Annotated in this window: 18 protein-coding genes; 2 read left to right on the top strand and 16 right to left on the bottom strand. The window is 50.2% G+C overall.

Features of this window, described 5'->3' with window-relative positions:
* Positions 1-3: 3 nt before the first annotated feature.
* The 15 genes from thiL to alaC form a co-directional block, all read right to left on the bottom strand.
* A complete protein-coding gene (thiL, locus tag OEY58_21595; GenBank protein MDH5328050.1) occupies positions 4-1,005 on the bottom strand; it encodes a thiamine-phosphate kinase in 1,002 nt (333 codons plus the stop codon).
* A gap of 8 nt (positions 1,006-1,013) precedes the next feature.
* Positions 1,014-1,448 (bottom strand): transcription antitermination factor NusB, encoded by a 435-nt coding sequence (gene nusB, locus OEY58_21590; GenBank protein ID MDH5328049.1) that lies wholly within the window; start codon positions 1,446-1,448, stop codon positions 1,014-1,016.
* A gap of 65 nt (positions 1,449-1,513) precedes the next feature.
* Positions 1,514-1,987, bottom strand: coding sequence for a 6,7-dimethyl-8-ribityllumazine synthase (gene ribE / locus OEY58_21585; GenBank protein MDH5328048.1), 474 nt, complete (start codon positions 1,985-1,987; stop codon positions 1,514-1,516).
* Positions 1,988-2,058: 71 nt separating this feature from the next.
* Complete coding sequence (ribBA, locus tag OEY58_21580; protein ID MDH5328047.1) at positions 2,059-3,168, bottom strand: bifunctional 3,4-dihydroxy-2-butanone-4-phosphate synthase/GTP cyclohydrolase II; 1,110 nt, start codon at positions 3,166-3,168, stop codon at positions 2,059-2,061.
* 47 nt (positions 3,169-3,215) lie between these two features.
* Positions 3,216-3,884, bottom strand: a complete 669-nt coding sequence (locus OEY58_21575) for a riboflavin synthase (GenBank protein ID MDH5328046.1) — start codon at positions 3,882-3,884, stop codon at positions 3,216-3,218.
* Positions 3,884-5,008 (bottom strand): bifunctional diaminohydroxyphosphoribosylaminopyrimidine deaminase/5-amino-6-(5-phosphoribosylamino)uracil reductase RibD, encoded by a 1,125-nt coding sequence (gene ribD / locus OEY58_21570; protein ID MDH5328045.1) that lies wholly within the window; start codon positions 5,006-5,008, stop codon positions 3,884-3,886. Before ribD ends, OEY58_21575 begins: the two co-directional genes overlap by 1 nt.
* Positions 5,005-5,514, bottom strand: coding sequence for a transcriptional regulator NrdR (gene nrdR / locus OEY58_21565; GenBank protein ID MDH5328044.1), 510 nt, complete (start codon positions 5,512-5,514; stop codon positions 5,005-5,007). Before nrdR ends, ribD begins: the two co-directional genes overlap by 4 nt.
* 61 nt (positions 5,515-5,575) lie before the next feature.
* Positions 5,576-6,832, bottom strand: a complete 1,257-nt coding sequence (locus OEY58_21560; GenBank protein ID MDH5328043.1) for a serine hydroxymethyltransferase — start codon at positions 6,830-6,832, stop codon at positions 5,576-5,578.
* A gap of 50 nt (positions 6,833-6,882) precedes the next feature.
* Positions 6,883-7,833 (bottom strand): protein translocase subunit SecF, encoded by a 951-nt coding sequence (gene secF / locus OEY58_21555; protein MDH5328042.1) that lies wholly within the window; start codon positions 7,831-7,833, stop codon positions 6,883-6,885.
* A 55-nt stretch (positions 7,834-7,888) separates the two neighbouring features.
* On the bottom strand, positions 7,889-9,769 hold the full coding sequence (gene secD / locus OEY58_21550) for a protein translocase subunit SecD (protein ID MDH5328041.1): 1,881 nt from the start codon (positions 9,767-9,769) through the stop codon (positions 7,889-7,891).
* Positions 9,770-9,842: 73 nt separating this feature from the next.
* Entirely contained in the window at positions 9,843-10,172 is a 330-nt protein-coding gene (gene yajC / locus OEY58_21545) for a preprotein translocase subunit YajC (protein ID MDH5328040.1), read from the bottom strand.
* A 202-nt stretch (positions 10,173-10,374) separates the two neighbouring features.
* Entirely contained in the window at positions 10,375-11,475 is a 1,101-nt protein-coding gene (tgt, locus tag OEY58_21540) for a tRNA guanosine(34) transglycosylase Tgt (GenBank protein MDH5328039.1), read from the bottom strand.
* A 51-nt stretch (positions 11,476-11,526) separates the two neighbouring features.
* Positions 11,527-12,603 (bottom strand): threonine synthase, encoded by a 1,077-nt coding sequence (thrC, locus tag OEY58_21535; protein MDH5328038.1) that lies wholly within the window; start codon positions 12,601-12,603, stop codon positions 11,527-11,529.
* A gap of 33 nt (positions 12,604-12,636) precedes the next feature.
* Entirely contained in the window at positions 12,637-13,962 is a 1,326-nt protein-coding gene (locus OEY58_21530) for a homoserine dehydrogenase (GenBank protein ID MDH5328037.1), read from the bottom strand.
* 36 nt (positions 13,963-13,998) lie between these two features.
* Positions 13,999-15,201, bottom strand: coding sequence for an alanine transaminase (gene alaC / locus OEY58_21525; GenBank protein MDH5328036.1), 1,203 nt, complete (start codon positions 15,199-15,201; stop codon positions 13,999-14,001).
* Between the two features lie 257 nt (positions 15,202-15,458).
* Between alaC and OEY58_21520 the strand changes: the two genes are divergently transcribed.
* On the top strand, positions 15,459-18,248 hold the full coding sequence (locus OEY58_21520) for a valine--tRNA ligase (GenBank protein MDH5328035.1): 2,790 nt from the start codon (positions 15,459-15,461) through the stop codon (positions 18,246-18,248).
* A 282-nt stretch (positions 18,249-18,530) separates the two neighbouring features.
* Complete coding sequence (locus OEY58_21515; protein ID MDH5328034.1) at positions 18,531-19,697, top strand: cation:proton antiporter; 1,167 nt, start codon at positions 18,531-18,533, stop codon at positions 19,695-19,697.
* Positions 19,698-19,813: 116 nt separating this feature from the next.
* Here the strand turns inward: OEY58_21515 and OEY58_21510 are convergent.
* The coding region (locus tag OEY58_21510; protein MDH5328033.1) for a M18 family aminopeptidase at positions 19,814-20,888 on the bottom strand (1,075 nt) is incomplete at its 5' end.

Raw genomic sequence — 20,888 nt, 5'->3', positions numbered from 1 at the left:
CATTCAATTAGTAAAATGTTCATATCCGGCACGCTGCAATTCAATCGTCTGCCCGTTTTCCCGAATCTCCAAACCATCCCCTTGCTGTATTTCACCAATGCAGTGGATGGCACAATCCAGCCCCTGAACGACGCGCAATAGCTCAACTTCGTGTTGCGGGGATACGGTAAAACAAAGCTCGAAATCATCCCCTCCGCCAATGATGGTCTCCCACCCCCCCACACGTTCAAATACTTCAGGCAAACACTGCGGCAAAGGTATTCGCTCCACATGAATTACCGCCCCTACCCCGCTTTGCGCCAATATATGCTGTAGATCTGCGGCTAAGCCATCGGATATGTCGATCGCCGCCGAAGCCACCTCAGCAATCGCCATACCCAAAGACACTCTGGGTGCCGGCCGATTCAAACGTTGTAACCATAGATCTGACTGTTGCTTTAACTCCTGTGGCAACGACAAACGGTTTTGCATCAACATCAAACCCAAGGCTGCCTCACCGATAGTCCCGCTGACATATATTTTATCCCCAGCTCCGGCACCGTCGCGGCGTAGAGCTTTTCCCGGACTCACAAACCCATGACACTGGGTACTAATACAGAGTGGACCACGGGTCACATCGCCACCCACCAGCTGCACCTTGAACTGACGAGCGAGGTTGAAAAACCCGTCGCAAAAATCTTGCAACCAAGTCTCATCCAAACACGGCAGGGTTAAGGCCAAAGTGACCCAAGCCGGTTCGGCTCCCATGGCGGCCAAATCACTAAGACTGACTGCCAAACATTTATGCCCAATGTGAGCAGCCGATGCAGCCTCCGGGAAGTGAACTCCGGCCACCATGGTGTCTAATGTAACAGCCAGTTGTTTCGTGTCAGGGACTTTTAAAATGGCGCAATCGTCGCCAATATCCAGAATGACATCATCCGGCCGAGTGTTGCGCTGCTTGAGATAATTCCGGATAAATTGAAATTCGTTCAACGATGAGGATGATGAAAGCGTAGAAGACACTGCCAACTCTACTTATTGGCAGCGGCTTTGATTTCCACCGCGCGCAATTTGCGAGCTATATGGTCAAGAATGCTGTTGACGTATTTATGACCTTCTTCTGCACCGTACGTTTTCGCCAGTTTCACCGCTTCGTTGATGGCCACCTTGTACGGAATATCCAGTCGGAACTGCAGTTCGTAAACCCCGATGCGCATTACCGTGTATTCCACCGGATCCAACTCAGCCAATGGGCGATCCAGCACCGGCTCAATATGGGTATCCAGTTCATCCACCACCGCAGGAACACGATGTAACAATTCGTGGAAATACTCCATATCCACTTTATCCATATCGTTTTCCAACACAAACTGTTGGTCAATATCAGAAATATTCTGACCGGTCATTTGCCACATATACAGTGCTTGTACCGCACGTTTTCTGGCGAGGCTTCTGGCCTTACTCATACCTGTTACCTGCTACCCCATAGTAGGGGATCACAAAAGGGGATTACAAAACTCGTGGAGACCGATTAACTGATCAACCGCAAAACGTTTACCATTTCAATAGCGGAAAGGGCGGCTTCCACCCCTTTGTTACCGGCCTTGGTGCCCGCACGTTCTATCGCCTGCTCAATGGTGTCTACAGTGAGTACGCCAAAGGCCACTGGAATATCAAACTCGGAAGACACGGAGGCCAGACCTTTGGTACATTCTCCGGCTACATATTCAAAATGAGGAGTACCACCACGAATAACCGCACCTAAAGCAATAATGGCATCGTATTGGTCCTTCGCAGCAATCCGTTTGGCCGCCAAAGGCATTTCAAACGCCCCGGGAATACGCACCAGGGTGATATCCTTGTCTTCAGCACCATGACGCTTTAAGGTATCCACGGCGCCGTTCACCAGATTTTCTACAATAAAGTCATTAAAACGCGATGCAATAATACAGAAGCTGGAACCCCGTACCACCAATTCGCCTTCAATAAGGTTTTGGATTGTCATTGATTTTCCTCGATTCTTTCAATTCTTTAACACTATTCTTTAAATACCCGATGCCCGGTTTAAATACCGATTTAACCGGAGACATATTCCACCACTTCCAGCCCAAAGCCGGACAGACCGTGCATACGTTTGGGAGCACTGAGGACCCGCATTTTGCGCACGCCCAGGTTTAGCAAAATTTGCGCACCGCGACCGTACATACGCAGATCGTTACTGGGTTCCCGGTGCGGCATGTCCCGGCCTTCATCTTCCGCCTGATAGGTTTTTATGCGCTCTACCATGCCCTCTTGGGCGTCTTGCTGGCTCAACATGATAATAACGCCACTGCCCTCGGATTCGATGAGTTTCATCGCATCCTTCAAAGGCCAACCGCTGTCGGGTCTTTCCATTCCCAACACATCATGCAAATAGTGCGGCATGTGGACACGCACCAACGTTGGTGTGTCACCGTCGATCTCCCCTTTTACAATGGCAAGATGCACTTGATTGTCGATGAGATCACGATAACTTACTAACTTAAATTCGCCAATGCTGTTTTTTAACTGACACTCAGCAATGCGATCCAGATTGTGCTCTTTTTGCAACCGATATTCGATCAAATCAGCAATGGTACCGATTTTTAAACCAAACTCCTTGGCAAACACCTCCAGGTCCGGACGCCGAGCCATGCTTCCATCTTCATTAAGCACTTCCACAATCACGGCGGCAGGCTCCAGTCCGGCCAGACGAGCCAGATCACACCCGGCCTCGGTATGGCCGGCGCGGGTCAATACCCCTCCGGGCTGCGCCATAATGGGAAAAATATGTCCAGGCTGAACAATGTCTGCAGGTCCCGCGTCCGGCGCAACCGCCGCTTGGACGGTAGTGGCTCGATCAGCCGCAGAAATTCCTGTCGTCACCCCGTGTGCCGCTTCTATGGATAAAGTAAAATTGGTACCGTAAGCGGCGGAATTATCATTCACCATTAACGGCAACTTTAGTTGTTCGCAACGATCCCGAGTCAGAGTAAGGCATATCAAACCACGACCGTAACGTGCCATGAAATTAATATCCACCGCCTCAACCTTGGAGGCAGCCATAATAATGTCACCTTCGTTTTCGCGGTCCTCGTCATCCATTAGGATTACCATCTTGCCTTCACGGATGTCTGCGATGATCTCTTCAATATTGTTTAATTTCATGTTTGGTCTGCTTTATAACTTCTTCAAAAACCGTATCAATACGTGTGTTACACGGGCTTTATAAAACCGTGTTGTGCCAGCAATGCCTGGGTAATACCCTGCCCGGCATCCTTGGATTCCAGGACTCCCCCCTGAATCAAGCGTTCCAAGTATCGGGCTATTATATCCACTTCCAGGTTTACTTTCCTTCCCGGTTTAAATTCACCCATCGTGGTTTCCTGCAGTGTGTGGGGTACGATATTCACTTCAAAGGTGTTGTTTTCCACTGAATTCACCGTAAGACTAATACCATCAATGCAAATGGAACCTTTTTCAGCGATATAGCGAGCCAGATTTTGCGGTACTTCAAAGCGAAACCGCTCCGAACGCCCATCACTCCAGCGTTTCAACACTGCCCCTACACCGTCCACATGGCCACTGACAATATGTCCGCCCAAATGAGTGGTTGGGGTTAAGGCTTGCTCCAAATTGACACGACTGCCGATTTGGATCTCACCCAGGGTCGTCCTCTGCAGCGATTCCGCTGAAACATCCGCATCAAACCCCCTATCGCTTTTACGCACCACGGTCAGACACACACCATTAACCGCTATACTGTCACCCAGTTGCACATGCTGCATAGGCATTTTGCCCGTATCCAGATTCAACACCATATCGCCCGTTTCACGGCGACACGCATTGACACTGCCCACGGCCTGAATGATTCCGGTAAACATCAATTCCTCATTGCATTTTTTTTTGGTTCTACTTCGGGTACTGCGGTAATCCGCCAATCCCGGCCCACCGCACGCCATTCCTTGATGTCCAATTGCACTCGATCCGCCATGGTACCCAAAGCCGGTGTTTCCAACATGGGCCGGGTCTGGCTGCCCATAAAATGAGGTGCCACATAAATCACACACTGATCCATCAAACCGGACTCCAAAAGCGCACCGTTTAAGGCGGCTCCGGCCTCCACCATTAGCTCATTAATCTCCAACCGACCCAGATGAGACATTGCTGTCGACAAATCCACACGTCCCTGCGCATCGGCAGGTAAAGCCACTATCTCCGCACCGGCCCGCTCCAAAACCCGTTGTTTATCCGAACCGGCACCCAGCGTCAGTATCAACGTTCGTCCCGGCAAAGCCAGACAACGTGCATTGGGCGGTGTCTGCAGTTGACTGTCCATTATAACGCGTAGCGGTTGAAACTCCGGGTCCCAATCGGGCAAGCGGACCGTTAGCGAGGGATCATCACTGAGTATGGTTCCGACACCGGTTAGGATGGCGCAACTGCGAGCTCTGAGCATGTGCACATCCAATCGAGCCGGCTCGGAGGTTATCCATTGACTTTCGCCATTGGCCATGGCGGTATGACCGTCCAGACTTACGGCCAGTTTGCAGGTGATCCTGGGCCGGCCGTGGCGCATACGGAAAATAAACCCCGTATTTAATTCCTCAGCCTGAGCCTGTAATAGACCATGAAGGGTTTCCACACCGGCCTGATGCAATTGTGCCAGCCCCTGACCTGCCACCTTGGGATTGGGGTCCAACATGGCAGCCACCACTCGGCGCACTCCAGCCTGAATCAAGGCCTGAGAACAAGGGCCGGTGCGTCCCTGATGACAGCACGGCTCCAAACTCACGTAGGCTACCGCGCCTTTGGCTTTATCGCCCGCTTGGTTTAAAGCATGAATTTCCGCGTGGGGTTCTCCGGCCCGCTCATGCCAGCCCTCGCCCACGATTTCACCGTCTTTGACCAACACACATCCCACCCGCGGGTTAGGCCGGGTAGTGTTCATACCCCTTTCGGCCAGACGAAGTGCCATGGCCATATACCGCTCATCCTGGCCGTTCACCGCTTTTCCTCATCATCCAATAAGGAAATTTGCGCCTGTTTTTGCTCTGGGGTCGGTTGCTGTTCCAAGCGTTCGATTTCTTCGCGAAAGGCTTTTACATCCTGAAAACTGCGGTAAACCGAGGCATAACGCACGTAGGCCACTTGGTCGAGATTTTTTAACTCGTCCATTACCCATTCACCAATGACAATGGACTTGACTTCCCGATCGCCCAACGCGCGCAGGCGTTTTTTGATGCGTCCCATGGCCGATTCAATAGCATCCACCGGTACCGGTCGCTTTTCCAGGGCTCTTAAAAAACCGACCTTCAGTTTGTCTTCATTGAAGGACTCACGCAAACCATCGTTTTTAATCACCTGCGGCATCACCAATTCGGCATTTTCAAAGGTGGTGAAGCGTTCACTGCAGCTTAAACATTCTCGCCGCCGCCGCACCACAAATCCTTCTTCCGCCAGACGGGAATCGATAACTTTGGTTTCATCCGCTTCGCAAAATGGACAACGCATAAGGGTACCCTGACGGATTTTTTAAGTTAGGTCCGAATCTGCGAACCGCTCCCGAACAATATCAGCCGCGGTATACGGGATGCCGTTTGCACAGATCCAGTACGTGCTGTTTCACTTTCTGGATTGTGTCTTCGTTATTGATATCGTCCAGGACGTCGCACATCCAATTGGCCACATCCCGCACTTCCGCTTCACCAAAACCTCGGGTGGTGGCCGCCGGCGTACCGATACGCAAACCGCTGGTCACAAAAGGAGACTGGGGATCATTGGGGACACTGTTCTTGTTCACAGTGATATTGGCGCGCCCTAAAGCGGCGTCGGCATCTTTGCCGGTAATGCCTTTATCAATCAGATCCAATAAAAACAAATGATTATCCGTGCCACCGGATACCACTTTATAACCGCGTTGCTGCATCACATCAGCCATGGCTCTGGCGTTTTGCACCACTTGCTGTTGATAGGTTTTAAAATCGTCTTGTAGAGCTTCTTTAAACGCCACGGCTTTGGCTGCAATGACATGCATCAAAGGCCCCCCCTGGGTACCCGGAAACACCAAGGAATTGAGCTTTTTTTCGATCTCCGGATTGGCTTGGGCCAGAATCAAGCCGCCGCGAGGGCCACGCAAGGTCTTGTGTGTGGTGGTTGTGGTGACGTCGGCTATCGCCACCGGGCTGGGATACACCCCGGCAGCCACCAGGCCGGCCACATGAGCCATATCCACAAATAAATAAGCCCCCACTTCGTCGGCGATGGAGCGAAAACGCTGCCAATCCACCACACGAGAATAAGCACTGAATCCGGCTACAATCATTTTGGGTTTGTGTTCGCGCGCTAAGGCGTCGACCTGATCGTAGTCGATTTCACCGGTGGTCTCGTTCAAACCGTATTGAATAGCATTAAACAGCTTACCGGAAAAATTCACTTTAGAACCGTGGGTTAAATGCCCTCCGTGGGCCAAGCTCATACCCAAAATGGTATCGCCCGGTTGTAACAGTGCCAGATATACCGCTGCATTAGCTTGGGAACCGGAGTGAGGTTGTACGTTGGCATAATCGGCGCCGAATAACTGTTTGGCACGATCGATGGCCAACTGCTCAGCCACATCCACATTTTCACAACCGCCGTAATAACGTTTTTTGGGATAACCCTCAGCGTACTTATTGGTCAGCACAGAACCCTGTGCCTGCATGACGCGTGGGCTGGTGTAGTTTTCCGAAGCGATTAATTCGATGTGCTCTTCCTGACGGTCTTGTTCGTGCAGAATGGCCTGCCACAATTCCTCGTCAAAACCCGCTATGGTCATATCTTTGCTGAACATATTGCATCCCGTAGTTAGTCATTCCAATTCGTTTTGTACCGCCTCTCGCTCTAGGGCACGTAGTCTGCACCCTCTTCCTCGCCTTCCAAACCTTCCTTCTTAACCGGCATCAAATCGGCTTTGCTGATACCCAATGCCAAGGCACTGCTGCTGGCCACATAAATAGAGGAGTAGGTTCCCACCACGATACCAATGATCAAGGCTATGGAAAATCCGCGAATCAATTCACCGCCAAAAAACAACAAGGCAATCAATACCAGCAACGTAGTTACAGAAGTGGTTAGAGTCCGTGCCAGAGTCTGATTCAATGAGGCATCCACAATTTCCATGCTGGTGCCTTTGCGCATCTTACGGAAGTTCTCACGTATACGATCACAAACCACAATGGTGTCGTTAAGTGAATAACCGATTACTGCCAGACAAGCCGCCAGCACGGTCAAATCAAACTCCAGTTGAAATGCGGAAAAAATGCCCAGGGTTATCAACACGTCATGAAACAAGGCAATAACCGCCCCCAGGGCAAAACGCCATTCAAACCGGAAAAACACGTAAATAAAAATGCAAATCAGTGCATACACCACAGCCAAGCCACCGTCTTCAGTGAGTTCCTCACCCACTTGCGGACCCACAAATTCCACCCGGCGTGTTTCGAATTCACCACCTAGGTTTTCCAGGGACTTAATCACTTTCGAACTCAAGTCCGCCTCACTCACGCCTTCTCTGGGAGCCAGCCGTACGATCACATCCCGCGCTGTACCAAAGTGTTGGACGACAGCATCATCAAAACCGGCTTTGGCCAAGCCGTCCCGGGTTCTGGTGATATCCACTGCTTCTTTGTAGCCTAATTCAATTAGGGTACCGCCGGAAAAATCCAGGCCAAAGTTCAGCCCTTGAACACCCAGGCTGACCATGGATCCCAATACCAGCACCAGAGAGACGATCATGGAAATTTGCCGTCGCGCCATAAAAGCAATTTGAGGTACTTTACTAAACAGATGCATGTTTTTATCCTATATTTGGTTCGCGTCTATATTTTGTTTGCTGGAAATCGGGCCGTTATACCGATAGTTTTTCCACCCGCTTACCGCCGTACCACAGATTAATCACACCTCGTGTACCCATAATAGCTGTAAACATGGACGTGACGATCCCAATGGCCAGGGTAATGGCAAAACCCTTAATTGGCCCGGTACCGGCTGCAAACAGGATGACCGCCGCTATCAATGTGGTGATATTGGCATCCGCAATAGTGGATAATGCTTTGGCGTATCCGGCGTGAATGCTCGCTTGCGGACTGTTACCGTTGGCCACTTCCTCACGAATACGTTCAAAAATAAGTACGTTAGCGTCTACGGCCATACCCACAGTTAACACAATCCCGGCAATACCGGGTAGAGTGAGCGTGAACTGGAATATAGACATGACCGCAATGATAATCACCAGGTTAAAGGCCAGCGCCATATTGGCCACCAAACCGAACCCTTTGTACCACATGAGCATGAAAGCCAACACCAGAACAAAACCGATAATGACGGACATGAAACCTTTACTGATATTATCTTTGCCTAACGAAGGCCCTACAGTACGCTCTTCCACAATTTCAATGGGTGCCGCCAAAGCACCGGCACGTAATAACAGAGCCAGATTACGGGCTTCCGAGGTATCATCCAAACCGGTTATTTGAAACCGCTTACTCAGTTGATCCTGAATTCGGGCGACGTTGATAACCTCAGCAATTTTGCGACGGGTTTTGACCACCGTGCCATCTTCCTGCTCTTTGCGTTCCACCTTGGTTTCGATGAACACGACCGCCATAAGCTTTTTGATGTTTTCGCCGGTAACCCGACTGAAAATGTTGGCACCTCGACCATCCAGAGTAATAAAGACAGCAGGGCTGCCATTATTATCTATGCCGGAAGAAGCATCCATAATGTAGTCACCGGTAAGCATAACCCGGTTCTTTAACACCGTATGACCACCATCGCGCTGCGGATACAGACGGGTACCTGCCGGTATTTTGCCTTTTACCGCTTCTTGTACATCTGCGGTTTCTTCCACCAAACGAAACTCCAGAGTCGCCGTAGCACCCAGGATATCCTTGGCCCGTGCCGTATCTTGTACACCCGGCAACTGCACCACAATGCGGTTGATACCTTGTTGCTGAATCAACGGTTCGCTGACCCCCAGAGCATTTACCCGGTTTCTTAAAATGGTGATATTTTGTTTAACCGCGGTAGAGCGAATTTCCGTTTTTTGCTTCTCGTTAATGGTGGCGCGAATATAAAACAAATCATCCTGATCGACGCTGCTTAACTCCAAATCAGACTCGCGGCGGATAATTTTCTCGCCTTTATCACGAGCATCGGCGTTCTTGAAACCGATTTCCACGGCCCCCGGTATATCCGCAACCCGGCCGATCTTGCTGTAGCGAATGCGGTTTTCGCGCAACAAGGTACGGTACTCACTGATGTAACGCTCCTCAGCCTGTTTGATCGCTGTTTCCACATCCACTTCCATGAGAAAATGGACACCACCGCGCAGATCCAGGCCCAGATACATAGGCAAGGCATTGATGGACAATAACCAATTGGGAGTGCGCGGTGCCAAATTTAACGCCACGATGTATTTGGGATTTTCGTTTTCCGGCGGAGCCAGCGCTTTGTTAACCAAATCCTGAGCTTTTAATTGATCGTCTTCGCTGGTCAAGCGCACCAATAATTGGGAATTTTCCAGGGTCATACCCCGAACACTGATGTCCCCCGCCTGCAATGCTTCGCGTACTGTTTCCTGTGTGTTCAGGGAAACCTCGGCACCGCGAGTTGCGGATATTTGTAAGGCCGGATCTTCACCGTATATATTGGGAGTGGCATATAACAAACCCACAACCAGTATGCCAACGATAATAATGTATTTCCAAAGCGGGTAATGATTTAGCATTGTTGTTTTCCGAATCTCAGTGACTCAAAATAAAGAGAGCGTCCTAAAGTCGAGTGCTTGGAGCCCCAGGTTATTAAGCTTTGTAGGTACCTTTGGGCACCAAGGTTGCCACCGCCTGACGTTGTACCTTAATTCTTACATTGTCAGCGATTTCCACGGTGAGAAAGCTTTCATCCACTTCAACCACCTTGCCCAGAATACCGCCATTGGTCACAACTTCATCGTTTTTGGCCAGCGCTTCAACCATTTGCTTGTGTTCTTTGGCTCGTTTAGCTTGCGGACGAATCAATAAAAAATAGAACAAAACAAAGATTAAAACCATCATGAGCAATGGGCCGAAAGGATCACCTTGCGCTTGTGCCGGTGCGGTTTCCGCCATTGCGTCTGAAATAAAAAAACTCATAGACCTTCCTTACCTTAGGGTTAATTCTCGATTTATATTGAATTTCTTTAACGGGTCTCCGGATATCCCGGAAAGCGCGCTATTATTACATACTTAGGCTGTTTTTGTGAGCGCTATTGCTTTGCACATAAGGCCGAAATCGGCCATTTTCCAGCACTGTCTCTGAAAAATATCATATCTTTTTGTTTTTATTAATTATTTATCATAGCATGCGGCGTTGCCGATGAAACTCATTCACGAATTGCTCAAAACCATTTTGTGCAATTGCTTGTCGCATACCCTGCATGAGTTCCTGATAATAATAGAGATTATGTATGGTATTGAGGCGAGCACCCAGAATTTCCCCGGCTTTATCCAAGTGGCGTAAATAGGAACGACTGTAGTGTTGACAGGTATAACATGCACAATCGGGGTCCAAGGGGTCGGTATCGCGCTGATAGCGGGCGTTCCGAATCCGAATATCGCCATAGCGGGTAAATATATGACCGTTGCGGGCGTTGCGCGTGGGCATAACACAATCAAACATATCAATACCCCGGCTGACGGCGTTGACCAAGTCCTCCGGCGTGCCCACCCCCATCAAATAACGCGGCTTGTCCTGAGGTAACTTCGGCGCAGTACAATCCAGGACTCGCAACATCTCTTCTTTAGGTTCGCCAACAGAAAGACCGCCAATGGCATAACCGTCAAAACCCAGTTTGACCAAGCCCTGCAACGACTCCAGGCGCAGGTCTTCGTACATACCACCCTGAACAATGCCAAATAGAGCGGCGGGGTTGTCGCCGTGAGCCTTCTTGCTGCGTTCCGCCCACCTCAGAGACAAACGCATAGACTCTGCCGCCTGGGATTTATCTGCCGGGTAGGGAGTGCACTCATCGAAAATCATGACAATGTCCGCACCCAGTTCGCGTTGCACGGCCATGGACTCTTCCGGCCCCATAAACACTTTGTCACCGTTCACCGGAGACGCAAACGTGACGCCCTGCTCCGAGATTTTGCGCAACGCACCCAGACTATAGACTTGAAACCCGCCCGAATCCGTCAGAATGGGGCCGGGCCAATGCATAAAATCGTGCAGATCGCCGTGTAAGCGGACGATTTCCGTACCGGGACGCAGCATGAGGTGGAAAGTATTGCCCAGAATAATCTGGGCACCCATACCTTGCAGCTCTTCGGCAGTCATGGCCTTTACCGTGCCATAGGTCCCAACGGGCATAAACGCGGGAGTATCCACCTCACCGCGGGGAAAACTCAAGCGTCCACGGCGGGCTAAACCCTCGCTGTGAAGAAGTTCAAATTGCACGTCGGATTAGAAACCTCGGTTTTATTCCTGGATAATTAATCAGAGGTTCTCTCAAATATTATCTAAAATGGCTTTTTTTACCGCGTCCATGGTGGCGTCCACAGTAATCATGGGAGAGGTGCTTTGTTTAATGGCGGTATCCGGGTCTTTCAGACCATGTCCGGTCAGTGTACACACCACTTTACAACCTTCTTTGATTTTACCGGAAGCAATATCCCGTAAAGCACCGGCTAAAGAGGTAGCGGAAGCCGGTTCACAAAAAACGCCTTCTTTTTGCGCCAACAGTTTCTGCGCGGCCAGAATTTCTTCATCACTGCATTCATCAAACCAACCGCCGCTGTCTTTTTGCGCATCCCAGGCTTTATCCCAACTTTGAGGATGACCGATTCGAATAGCCGTCGCTACGGTTTCGGGATTGTCCACCATGGCACCACGCAAAAACGGTGCAGCGCCCGAAGCCTGATATCCCACCATGGCGGGACGATTATTAACAATGCCATGCTCGTGGTATTCCTTATAGCCCATCCAATGGGCGCTGATGTTACCGGCGTTGCCAACCGGCAAACAATGATAATCAGGCGCCGTACCCAATTCCTCCAATATTTCAAAAGCCGCTGTTTTCTGCCCCTGGAGACGATAGGGATTGATGGAATTCACAATCGTCACCGGCGCTTCGGTGGCCACATCCTTAACCAATTGCATACCGGCATCGAAATTGCCTTTAATTTGAATCACCACTGCGCCGTGCATCATCGCTTGAGCCAGCTTACCCATGGCAATTTTTCCTTCGGGTATCAACACAAATGCGGTGATGCCGGCACGGGCCGCATAGGCCGCTGCTGCCGCCGAAGTATTGCCGGTAGAGGCACAAATGATAGCGCGACTGCCCTCTTCCACGGCTTTGGTCACCGCCATGGTCATACCCCGATCCTTAAAACTGCCGGTAGGATTCAGTCCTTCATATTTGACGTAAATATCCACGTCTTTGCCGGTTGCAGCCGGAATATTATGAAGACGAATTAATGGGGTATTACCCTCTCCCAGACTGATAACCCGGGTATCGTCATGAACAGGCAGTCGATCACGGTACTTATCGATCAGACCGGTGTAACGAGGTCGAAATGGCATGATGTTTCCTTGTTATTTCCAAATATTTGATAATTAGCGGGACAGGTGTTCCAGACGTATACGCGCGACTTTGCCACTGATGCTTTTCAGAGCTTCTATTTTGGCAATAGCCTGATTCATACTGCCCTCCAGTACATTATGCGTCAGCATAATAATGGTGGCGTTTCCGGTTTCGCCTTCATCCACTCCAGCCGGCTCTTTTTGTAAAATAGCTTCGATACTGATTTGGCTGTCACCCAGAATCCGGGTTATTTCGGCCAATACGCCGGGTTTGTCCTGGGCTTCCAAACGCAGGTAGTAAGCCGTGGTAACCTCTTCCATACCCAGTACCGGAATATTCGTTAAGGCATTGGGTTGAAATGCCAAATGCGGTACCCGGTTTTCCGGATCGGATGTTAACGTTCGCACCACATCCACAATATCAGCGACCACAGCGGATGCCGTAGCATCGGCACCCGCACCGGCACCGTAATACAAGGTGGGACCCACAGCGTCCCCTTTAACCAACACGGCATTCATCACCCCGTCCACATTGGCAATTAAACGGCGTTCGGGAATCAGTGTGGGATGCACCCGCATTTCCACGCCGTTTTCGGTTTTCTTGGCGATACCCAGATGTTTGATGCGATAACCAAACTGTTCTGCGTTCTCCACATCCTCCCGGGTAATATTGCGAATACCTTCGGTAAACACTTTGTCGAACTGCAAAGGAATTCCGAACGCAATGGAAGCGAGAATGGTCAGCTTATGCGCCGCGTCTATGCCTTCCACATCAAAAGTGGGATCGGCTTCGGCATAACCGAGGCGTTGTGCTTCAGCCAGCACATCGTCAAAATCACTGCCTTTATCACGCATTTCGGTGAGAATGAAATTCCCGGTGCCGTTGATTATGCCGGCCAACCATTGAATCTGGTTACCCGCTAAACCCTCACGTACCGCCTTGATAACGGGAATGCCGCCGGCGACTGCGGCTTCAAAGGCCACCATCACCCCTTGATTTTGAGCAGCGGAAAATATTTTATTGCCGTGCTTGGCAATCAAAGCTTTGTTGGCGGTCACCACATGCTTGCCATTGGAAATGGCTTGCATCACCAAATCGCGGGCCAGATCTTCACCGCCGATCAACTCCACCACAATTTGAATGTCCGGATCGGTGATCACATCCATAGGATTGGAGCACAATTCGATGTCGGAGGTGTCGCAAATGCGAGGTTTACTAATATCACGTGCCGAGGCTTTACTGACCACAATACCCCTTCCGGCACGCCGGGCTATTTCCTCGGCATTGCGTCGCAGTACGTTCACCGTACCACCGCCTACCGTACCCAAACCCAATAAACCTACTTTTACCGGTTCCAATTCTAACTCTCCTTTATGTTCTTTGTGGCGCCGCAACTAACCTGCAGCCTTTGCCGCCTTGTTGTCGGCACGTATCATATCGCGAATGCCACGAATGGCTTGCCGGGTTCGGTGTTCGTTTTCAATCAAGCTAAAGCGCACATGATCGTCACCGTATTCCCCAAAACCGATACCCGGTGACACAGCCACTTTGGCGTCACTCAACAGCTTTTTGGAAAATTCCAGTGAACCCATGTGCTTGTATTGCTCTGGAATAGGCGCCCACACAAACATCGTCGCCTTGGGCCGCTCCACCTTCCAGCCCACAGAGTTCAAACCATCGCAAAGGGTATTGCGACGGCTCAAATACATATTGCTGATTTCTTTTACACAATCCTGTGGTCCGTCCAAGGCCGCAATAGCGGCAACCTGGATCGGGGTAAACATACCGTAGTCCAAATAGGATTTTATCCGCGCCAACGCTGCCACCAACTGCTTATTGCCACACATAAAACCCACACGCCACCCTGGCATGTTATAGCTTTTGGACAATGTGTAGAACTCAACGGCGACATCTTTGGCACCCGGCACCTGCAAAATGGACGGCGGTACGTAATCGTCAAACACAATTTCACCATAAGCCAAATCGTGGATCACCCAGATTTCATGCTCTTTGGCAATGGCCACCACTTTTTCAAAAAAATCCAGTTCCACACACTGGGTGGTGGGGTTACCGGGAAAATTCAATACCAGCATTTTAGGTTTGGGCCAGGAATTCTTAATGGCACTCACCAACTCTTCAAAAAAATCTCCACCGGGCACAATGGGTACGTGACGAATATCTGCACCGGCAATCACAAACCCGTAGGGGTGTATGGGATACGAGGGATTGGGAACCAAAACGGCATCCCCCGGCTCTACGGTCGCCAGCGCCAGATGGGCCAAACCTTCTTTGGAACCGATGGTAACAATGGCCTCGGTTTCCATATCCAGTTCAACCTGATATTTACGCCGATACCAATTACAAATGGCACGACGTAACCGCGGGATGCCCTTCGACAAAGAATAGCGATGGGTATCATTACGCTGTGCCACCTCGACCAATTTGTCCACAATATGTTGCGGAGTGGGCTGGTCCGGGTTGCCCATACCAAAATCAATAATATCCTCGCCCCGGGCTCGTGCCGCCGCTTTGAGCTCGTTGACGATATTAAACACATACGGAGGTAAGCGTTTGATTCTAGGGAAATCTGTGTTCAAGTTTGCCTGCCAGAGTTAAAAAAAGTGGTTAAAGGTACTCATTGCGCGAGTCAGTGTCAATTCTACGTTATTATACAAATCCAAGTCAGTATAAATGTGCGAGTCGGCAGGGAGTTTCAGCCCCACAGTCGGCGGAATGCCAACGATACAAGAACAAAAACCTGCCCAAGAATCGGCTGCGCCATGTATAATAAGCGGTTTTTTGAAGCGCCTACTATTTTCGGGTTGTCACAACAGCCTATGAAACTGGAACCACCATGGAAAAAACCTACGATCCACACGCCATAGAACAAAACTGGTATGAAACCTGGGAAAAAAACGGTGTTTTTGCGCCATCCCAATCCCATCAAGACCTTCATCAAGATTCGGCTTATTGCATCATGATACCGCCGCCCAATGTTACCGGCAGCTTGCATATGGGCCACGCGTTTCAAGACACTATTATGGATGCCCTCACCCGCTTTCATCGCATGAAGGGCCACAAAACTCTGTGGCAAGTAGGTACGGACCATGCCGGAATCGCAACCCAGATGGTGGTGGAACGCCAGTTGAAAAACGAAAACCTGACTCGCCATGACTTGGGCCGGGAAGCGTTCGTGAAAAAAGTCTGGGAATGGAAACAGCACAGCGGTGGCACCATCACCCGCCAATTACGCCGCATGGGCGCATCCGTGGATTGGTCACGGGAGCGCTTTACCATGGACGAAGGTTTGTCCGAAGCTGTCAAAGAAGTCTTTGTTCGCTTGCACCAGGAAGGCTTGATTTACCGCGGCAAGCGTCTGGTGAACTGGGATCCGGTACTGCACACCGCCGTCTCCGACCTGGAAGTGTTGTCCGAAGAAGAAAATGGCCATATGTGGCATATGCGCTACCCCCTTGCCGACGGCAGTGGTGAACTTGTGGTCGCAACGACGCGGCCCGAAACCATGCTCGGTGACACCGCCGTGGCGGTACACCCGGAAGACGAACGCTATAAAGCGTTTATTGGCAAATCCATCAAACTGCCGCTCACCGATCGGCAAATCCCCGTGGTAGCCGATGAATACGTGGACAAGGATTTCGGCACAGGCTGCGTTAAAATTACGCCGGCTCACGACTTCAATGACTACGAGGTAGGCGAACGACACCAATTACCCAAAATCAATATTTTCACCGTCGATGCAGCCATCAATGACAACGCTCCGGAAAAATACCGTGGCATGGATCGTTACGTGGCCCGCAAACAAATCGTCAAAGATCTGGAAGAACTGGGCTTGATGGAGAAAATCGAACCGCACAAACTTATGGTACCCAGAGGCGATCGTACCGGCGCGGTTATCGAACCCTTCTTAACCGATCAATGGTATGTACGCATTGCTCCCCTGGCGGAACCGGCCATCAAAGCCGTGGAAGACGGCGATATTAAGTTTGTTCCTGACAACTGGAAAAACACCTATTACGATTGGATGCGCAATATTCAAGACTGGTGCATCAGCCGACAACTGTGGTGGGGACATCGCATCCCGGCCTGGTACGACGAGCAAGGCAATGTGTATGTAGGTCGAGACGAAACCGAGGTTCGTCGGGAACATAAACTGGGAAATGACATCACCCTGCGCCAGGACGAAGACGTGCTGGACACATGGTTCTCCTCTGCCTTGTGGCCCTTTTCCACTTTGGGTTGGCCGGAACAAACACCGGAGATGGACACCTTTTACCCCACCAATGTTCTGGTCACCGGTTTCGACATTATTTTCTTCTGGGTAGCCCGCATGATCATGATGGGTCTGAAATTCACCGGCAAAGTGCCCTTCCATGAAGTGTATATCCATGGTCTGGTGCGTGACTCTCACGGGCAGAAAATGTCCAAGTCCAAAGGCAATGTGCTGGACCCCATTGACTTGATCGATGGCGTGGAGTTGGAAACCCTGGTCAGCAAACGCACCACCGGACTGATGCAACCGCAAATGGCACCGAAAATTGAAAAAGCCACACGCCAGGACTATCCCGACGGCATTCCCCCTTTCGGCACCGATGCGTTGCGCTTTACTTTTGCCGCCATGGCCTCTACCGGACGCGACATCAATTTTGATTTAAACCGCGTGGAAGGTTATCGCAACTTTTGCAACAAAGTATGGAACGCTGCCCGTTATGTGTTAATGAATACGGAAGGCCAGGATTGCGGCCAAAGCAATAAAGACTACAGCCTCAATGCAGCGGACCGATGGATTATCGCCCGCTTGCAACAAACCACCAAACACGTCATACAAAGTTTTAAACAATACCGTATGGACTTGGCGGCGCAGGCGATTTATGACTTCACCTGGAATGAGTACTGTGACTGGTATTTGGAACTTTCCAAGCCGGTATTAAACAACAAAGACAGCAGCGAGCAAGCCCTGCGCGGTACACGCCACACCTTGATTCACGTGCTGGACAGTATCCTGCGTTTGTCTCACCCCATCATGCCGTATATTACCGAAGAAATCTGGCAACGGGTTGCACCCCTAACCGGCATGATGCTCGAGTCTAACTCCAGCATCATGACCCAGGCCTACCCTGAGTGCGACGAAAGCCTCATTGACGCGACCTCGGTGGAAGAAATCCACTGGTTACAAAGTCTCATCATGTGTGTGCGCAAGATTCGCAGTGAAATGAATATAAAACCGGGCAAGCCGCTGCCGGTGTTATTGCAGGATGCATCGGAAAATGATCGGGCCTTGTTGCACAAATATCAAAACTACGTGGAAAAACTGGCGAAAACCGAATCCATCACCTCTCTGGATGCGGAAGAAGCACCGGAATCCGCCACCTGCCTGGTAGGCAATATGAAAGTGCTTATTCCCATGGCGGGATTGATCGACAAGGATGCCGAAATCAAACGCCTGAACAAAGACCTGGCCAAACTGCAAAAAGACCTGGACGGCGGCGAGGCCCGACTCAACAACCCCAGCTTTGTGGAGAAAGCGCCGGAAGCTGTGGTGAACAAAGAGCGGGAACGTATTGATGGTATTCGAGCCGCCATTGGCAATTTGGAGCAACAATTGGAAAAAATCAGTAAATTGTAGAACTGTAGGGCGGATTGGTTTACGTAATCGGCTGAACAGACTTCGCACGTTTATACAAAAGCGATGAGCAATATCCAACGAGTTTGCACACGTACATTATTTTGGTAACAGCCACACCGCTTGGCGGATTACGTAAACTAATCCGCCCCCCTGCCCCTCACCGCTTACCCCGATCCCACCGACAAACAACCATTTGTAAAAACTCCCCGCCTCTTCGACAATGCCATTGCGGCTTTGGTGCTAGCCTTGTAAAGTGATAACAATGAATAACGAAACAATATAATGAACAACGAAACCATCGTTTTCACCATCTTTCTAATTTTTACCGGTGCTGCTGTTCTGGCAACAATTGCACTGTATGCAAGACAATCCTTGTTGGTTGCTTACATACTCCTGGGTGTATTTATGGGGCCTTCGGGGGTGGAGTGGGTCTCTGATCCCAGTCTGGTTAAACAAATTGCCCATGTGGGAATCATTTTTTTGTTGTTCCTTTTGGGCATGAACCTACCCCCGGCAAAGCTGGTGCAGTTGGTCAAGCAAACCACTTTCATTACCGGCATCAGCTCAACCTTGTTCGGCCTGATCGGTGCCGGCGTCGCCTGGATGTTTGGCTTCAGCACAACAGACGGTATCATTGTTGGTGCCGCCATGATGTTTTCCAGTACCATCATTGGCTTGAAACTGTTGCCGACGAGTATTTTGCACCACCGTCATACGGGTGAAATCATTATCAGCATTCTGCTGTTACAGGATTTCCTGGCTATTTTTTTACTGTTATTCCTGTCCAGCGGCAAGGGATCGGTGCCCATCGCTGCAGTGGGCCTACTACTACTTTCTTTGTTGGGTATCAGTTTGTTTGCCTACGCTTTCAGCCGTTGGATCTTAATGAAAGTCATGTTGAAATTCGACAAAATCCCCGAGTATATGTTTCTCATTACCATCGGTTGGTGTCTGGGTATCGCCCAACTAACCCACTTCGCCGGCTTGTCCTATGAAATTGGCGCCTTTATCGCCGGCATCACCTTAGCATCCAACAAAATTGCCTTGTACATCGCCGAAATTTTGAAACCATTGCGTGATTTCTTTCTGATTCTATTTTTCTTCTCCATTGGTGCATTACTGGATTTACGCATGGCCATGGATGTGTTCCTACCTGCGATTATTTTAGCCATCGCTTTATTGCTGTTGAAACCACTGATATTCAAAGGCCTGTTGCGCCAATCCGGGGAAAACCCGCATGTGTCATTGGAAGTCGGTGTGCGCTTGGGACAAGCCAGTGAGTTTTCCTTATTGATTGCGGTGCTGGCATTGGATATGAGTGTTATCAGTCAACAGGCCGGATACTTGATACAAATGAGCACCTTGATTACGTTTATTGTGTCATCGTATTTGGTGGTGCTGCGCTACCCCACACCGGTGGCAGTGTCGGACAAATTGAGAAGGGATTGATTTTGGTTGGACAGGTCGATTGTGGCAAAATACACAAGGTGATTCGACCGCAGGGGTAGAGGTGTTTCCCCGAAAGGACCGTAGAGCGGATACGTAGTCCGCCCTACAAACCCGACCTACTGATTAAAAAACTCCCGTAGGGCTTTATACAATCCAAACGCGTCTTTAGTGCCGGCCAACTCACGAATGGAATGCATGCCGAAGGTGGGCACACCGATGTCCACGGTTTTCACGCCCAAACCACTGGCAGTGATGGGACCAATGGTACTGCCACAAGCCATATCGCTGCGCACCACAAAGGACTGCACCGGTACTTCGGCACGCTTACACATTAAACGGAATATGGCTGAGGTTTCACTATTGGTCGCGTAACGCTGATTGGAGTTCATTTTAATCACCGGCCCCTGATTAATCACCGGACCGTGTTTGTCGTCGTGTTTGTCGGCGTAATTGGGGTGAATGGCATGAGCATTGTCCGCGGAAATTAACACGGAGCGGTCAATAATTCGGGCCTGATCTTCCGGGGTTTTGGCAATGCGTTGCATCACAGAACGCAGGAAATTACCCTGAGCACCGGCGGCGCTTTGGCTGCCTACCTCTTCGTGATCGGTGTACACCAGCATACAGGACACATCTTCACCGGCTTCAAAAAAGCTCATTAAACCCACATAGCAACTGAGCAAATTATCCAAGCGGGCACCGGCAATATAGTCCTTATTCATTCCGATAACGGCCGGAGGTTGTGTGTCATAAAAACTCAACTCATAATCCAGCACCTGTTCCACATCTTCTTCGTTATAATTGCTACGCAAGTGCACGGTGAGCATTTCGCGCAAATCGGTTTCTTCATCCTCTTCCATTCCCATCAACACCGGCACAATGTGTTTTTGCGCATTAATGCTGCGGTTTTCATTGGCTTCCCTGTCCAGGTGAATAGCAAGACTGGGAATCGTGGCAATGGGGTAATCCAGATTGATCAAACCCTGTTTGATCTTTTGCTCCTTGGTCATATAGCTCACTCGACCGGCTAATGACAAATCGCGATCAAACCACGGGTTTAACAAAACACCGCCGTAGACCTCTACCCCAAGTTGGAGATACCCCTTGTTCACCTGTTCCGGTCTGGGCTTCACTTTTAGACAGGGGCTGTCGGTGTGAGCGCCCACCAGACGAAAACCTTCCTCGGCGACT

It is taken from the genome of Gammaproteobacteria bacterium (genome assembly GCA_029882975.1).
GTDB lineage: Bacteria > Pseudomonadota > Gammaproteobacteria > SZUA-152 > SZUA-152 > JAJDNG01.
The sequence above is the reverse complement of the archived record's forward strand: the minus strand, read 5'-3'. Positions and strand labels throughout refer to the sequence as shown.

Coding starts and splice junctions, on each gene's coding strand:
- nusB (MDH5328049.1), bottom strand. CDS start 1,448: ATGAGTAAGGCCAGAAGCCTCGCCAGAAAACGTGCGGTACAAGCACTG.
- ribE (MDH5328048.1), bottom strand. CDS start 1,987: ATGACAATCCAAAACCTTATTGAAGGCGAATTGGTGGTACGGGGTTCC.
- ribBA (MDH5328047.1), bottom strand. CDS start 3,168: ATGAAATTAAACAATATTGAAGAGATCATCGCAGACATCCGTGAAGGC.
- OEY58_21575 (MDH5328046.1), bottom strand. CDS start 3,884: ATGTTTACCGGAATCATTCAGGCCGTGGGCAGTGTCAATGCGTGTCGC.
- nrdR (MDH5328044.1), bottom strand. CDS start 5,514: ATGCGTTGTCCATTTTGCGAAGCGGATGAAACCAAAGTTATCGATTCC.
- OEY58_21560 (MDH5328043.1), bottom strand. CDS start 6,832: ATGTTCAGCAAAGATATGACCATAGCGGGTTTTGACGAGGAATTGTGG.
- secF (MDH5328042.1), bottom strand. CDS start 7,833: ATGCATCTGTTTAGTAAAGTACCTCAAATTGCTTTTATGGCGCGACGG.
- secD (MDH5328041.1), bottom strand. CDS start 9,769: ATGCTAAATCATTACCCGCTTTGGAAATACATTATTATCGTTGGCATA.
- yajC (MDH5328040.1), bottom strand. CDS start 10,172: ATGAGTTTTTTTATTTCAGACGCAATGGCGGAAACCGCACCGGCACAA.
- thrC (MDH5328038.1), bottom strand. CDS start 12,603: ATGCCATTTCGACCTCGTTACACCGGTCTGATCGATAAGTACCGTGAT.
- OEY58_21520 (MDH5328035.1), top strand. CDS start 15,459: ATGGAAAAAACCTACGATCCACACGCCATAGAACAAAACTGGTATGAA.
- OEY58_21515 (MDH5328034.1), top strand. CDS start 18,531: ATGAACAACGAAACCATCGTTTTCACCATCTTTCTAATTTTTACCGGT.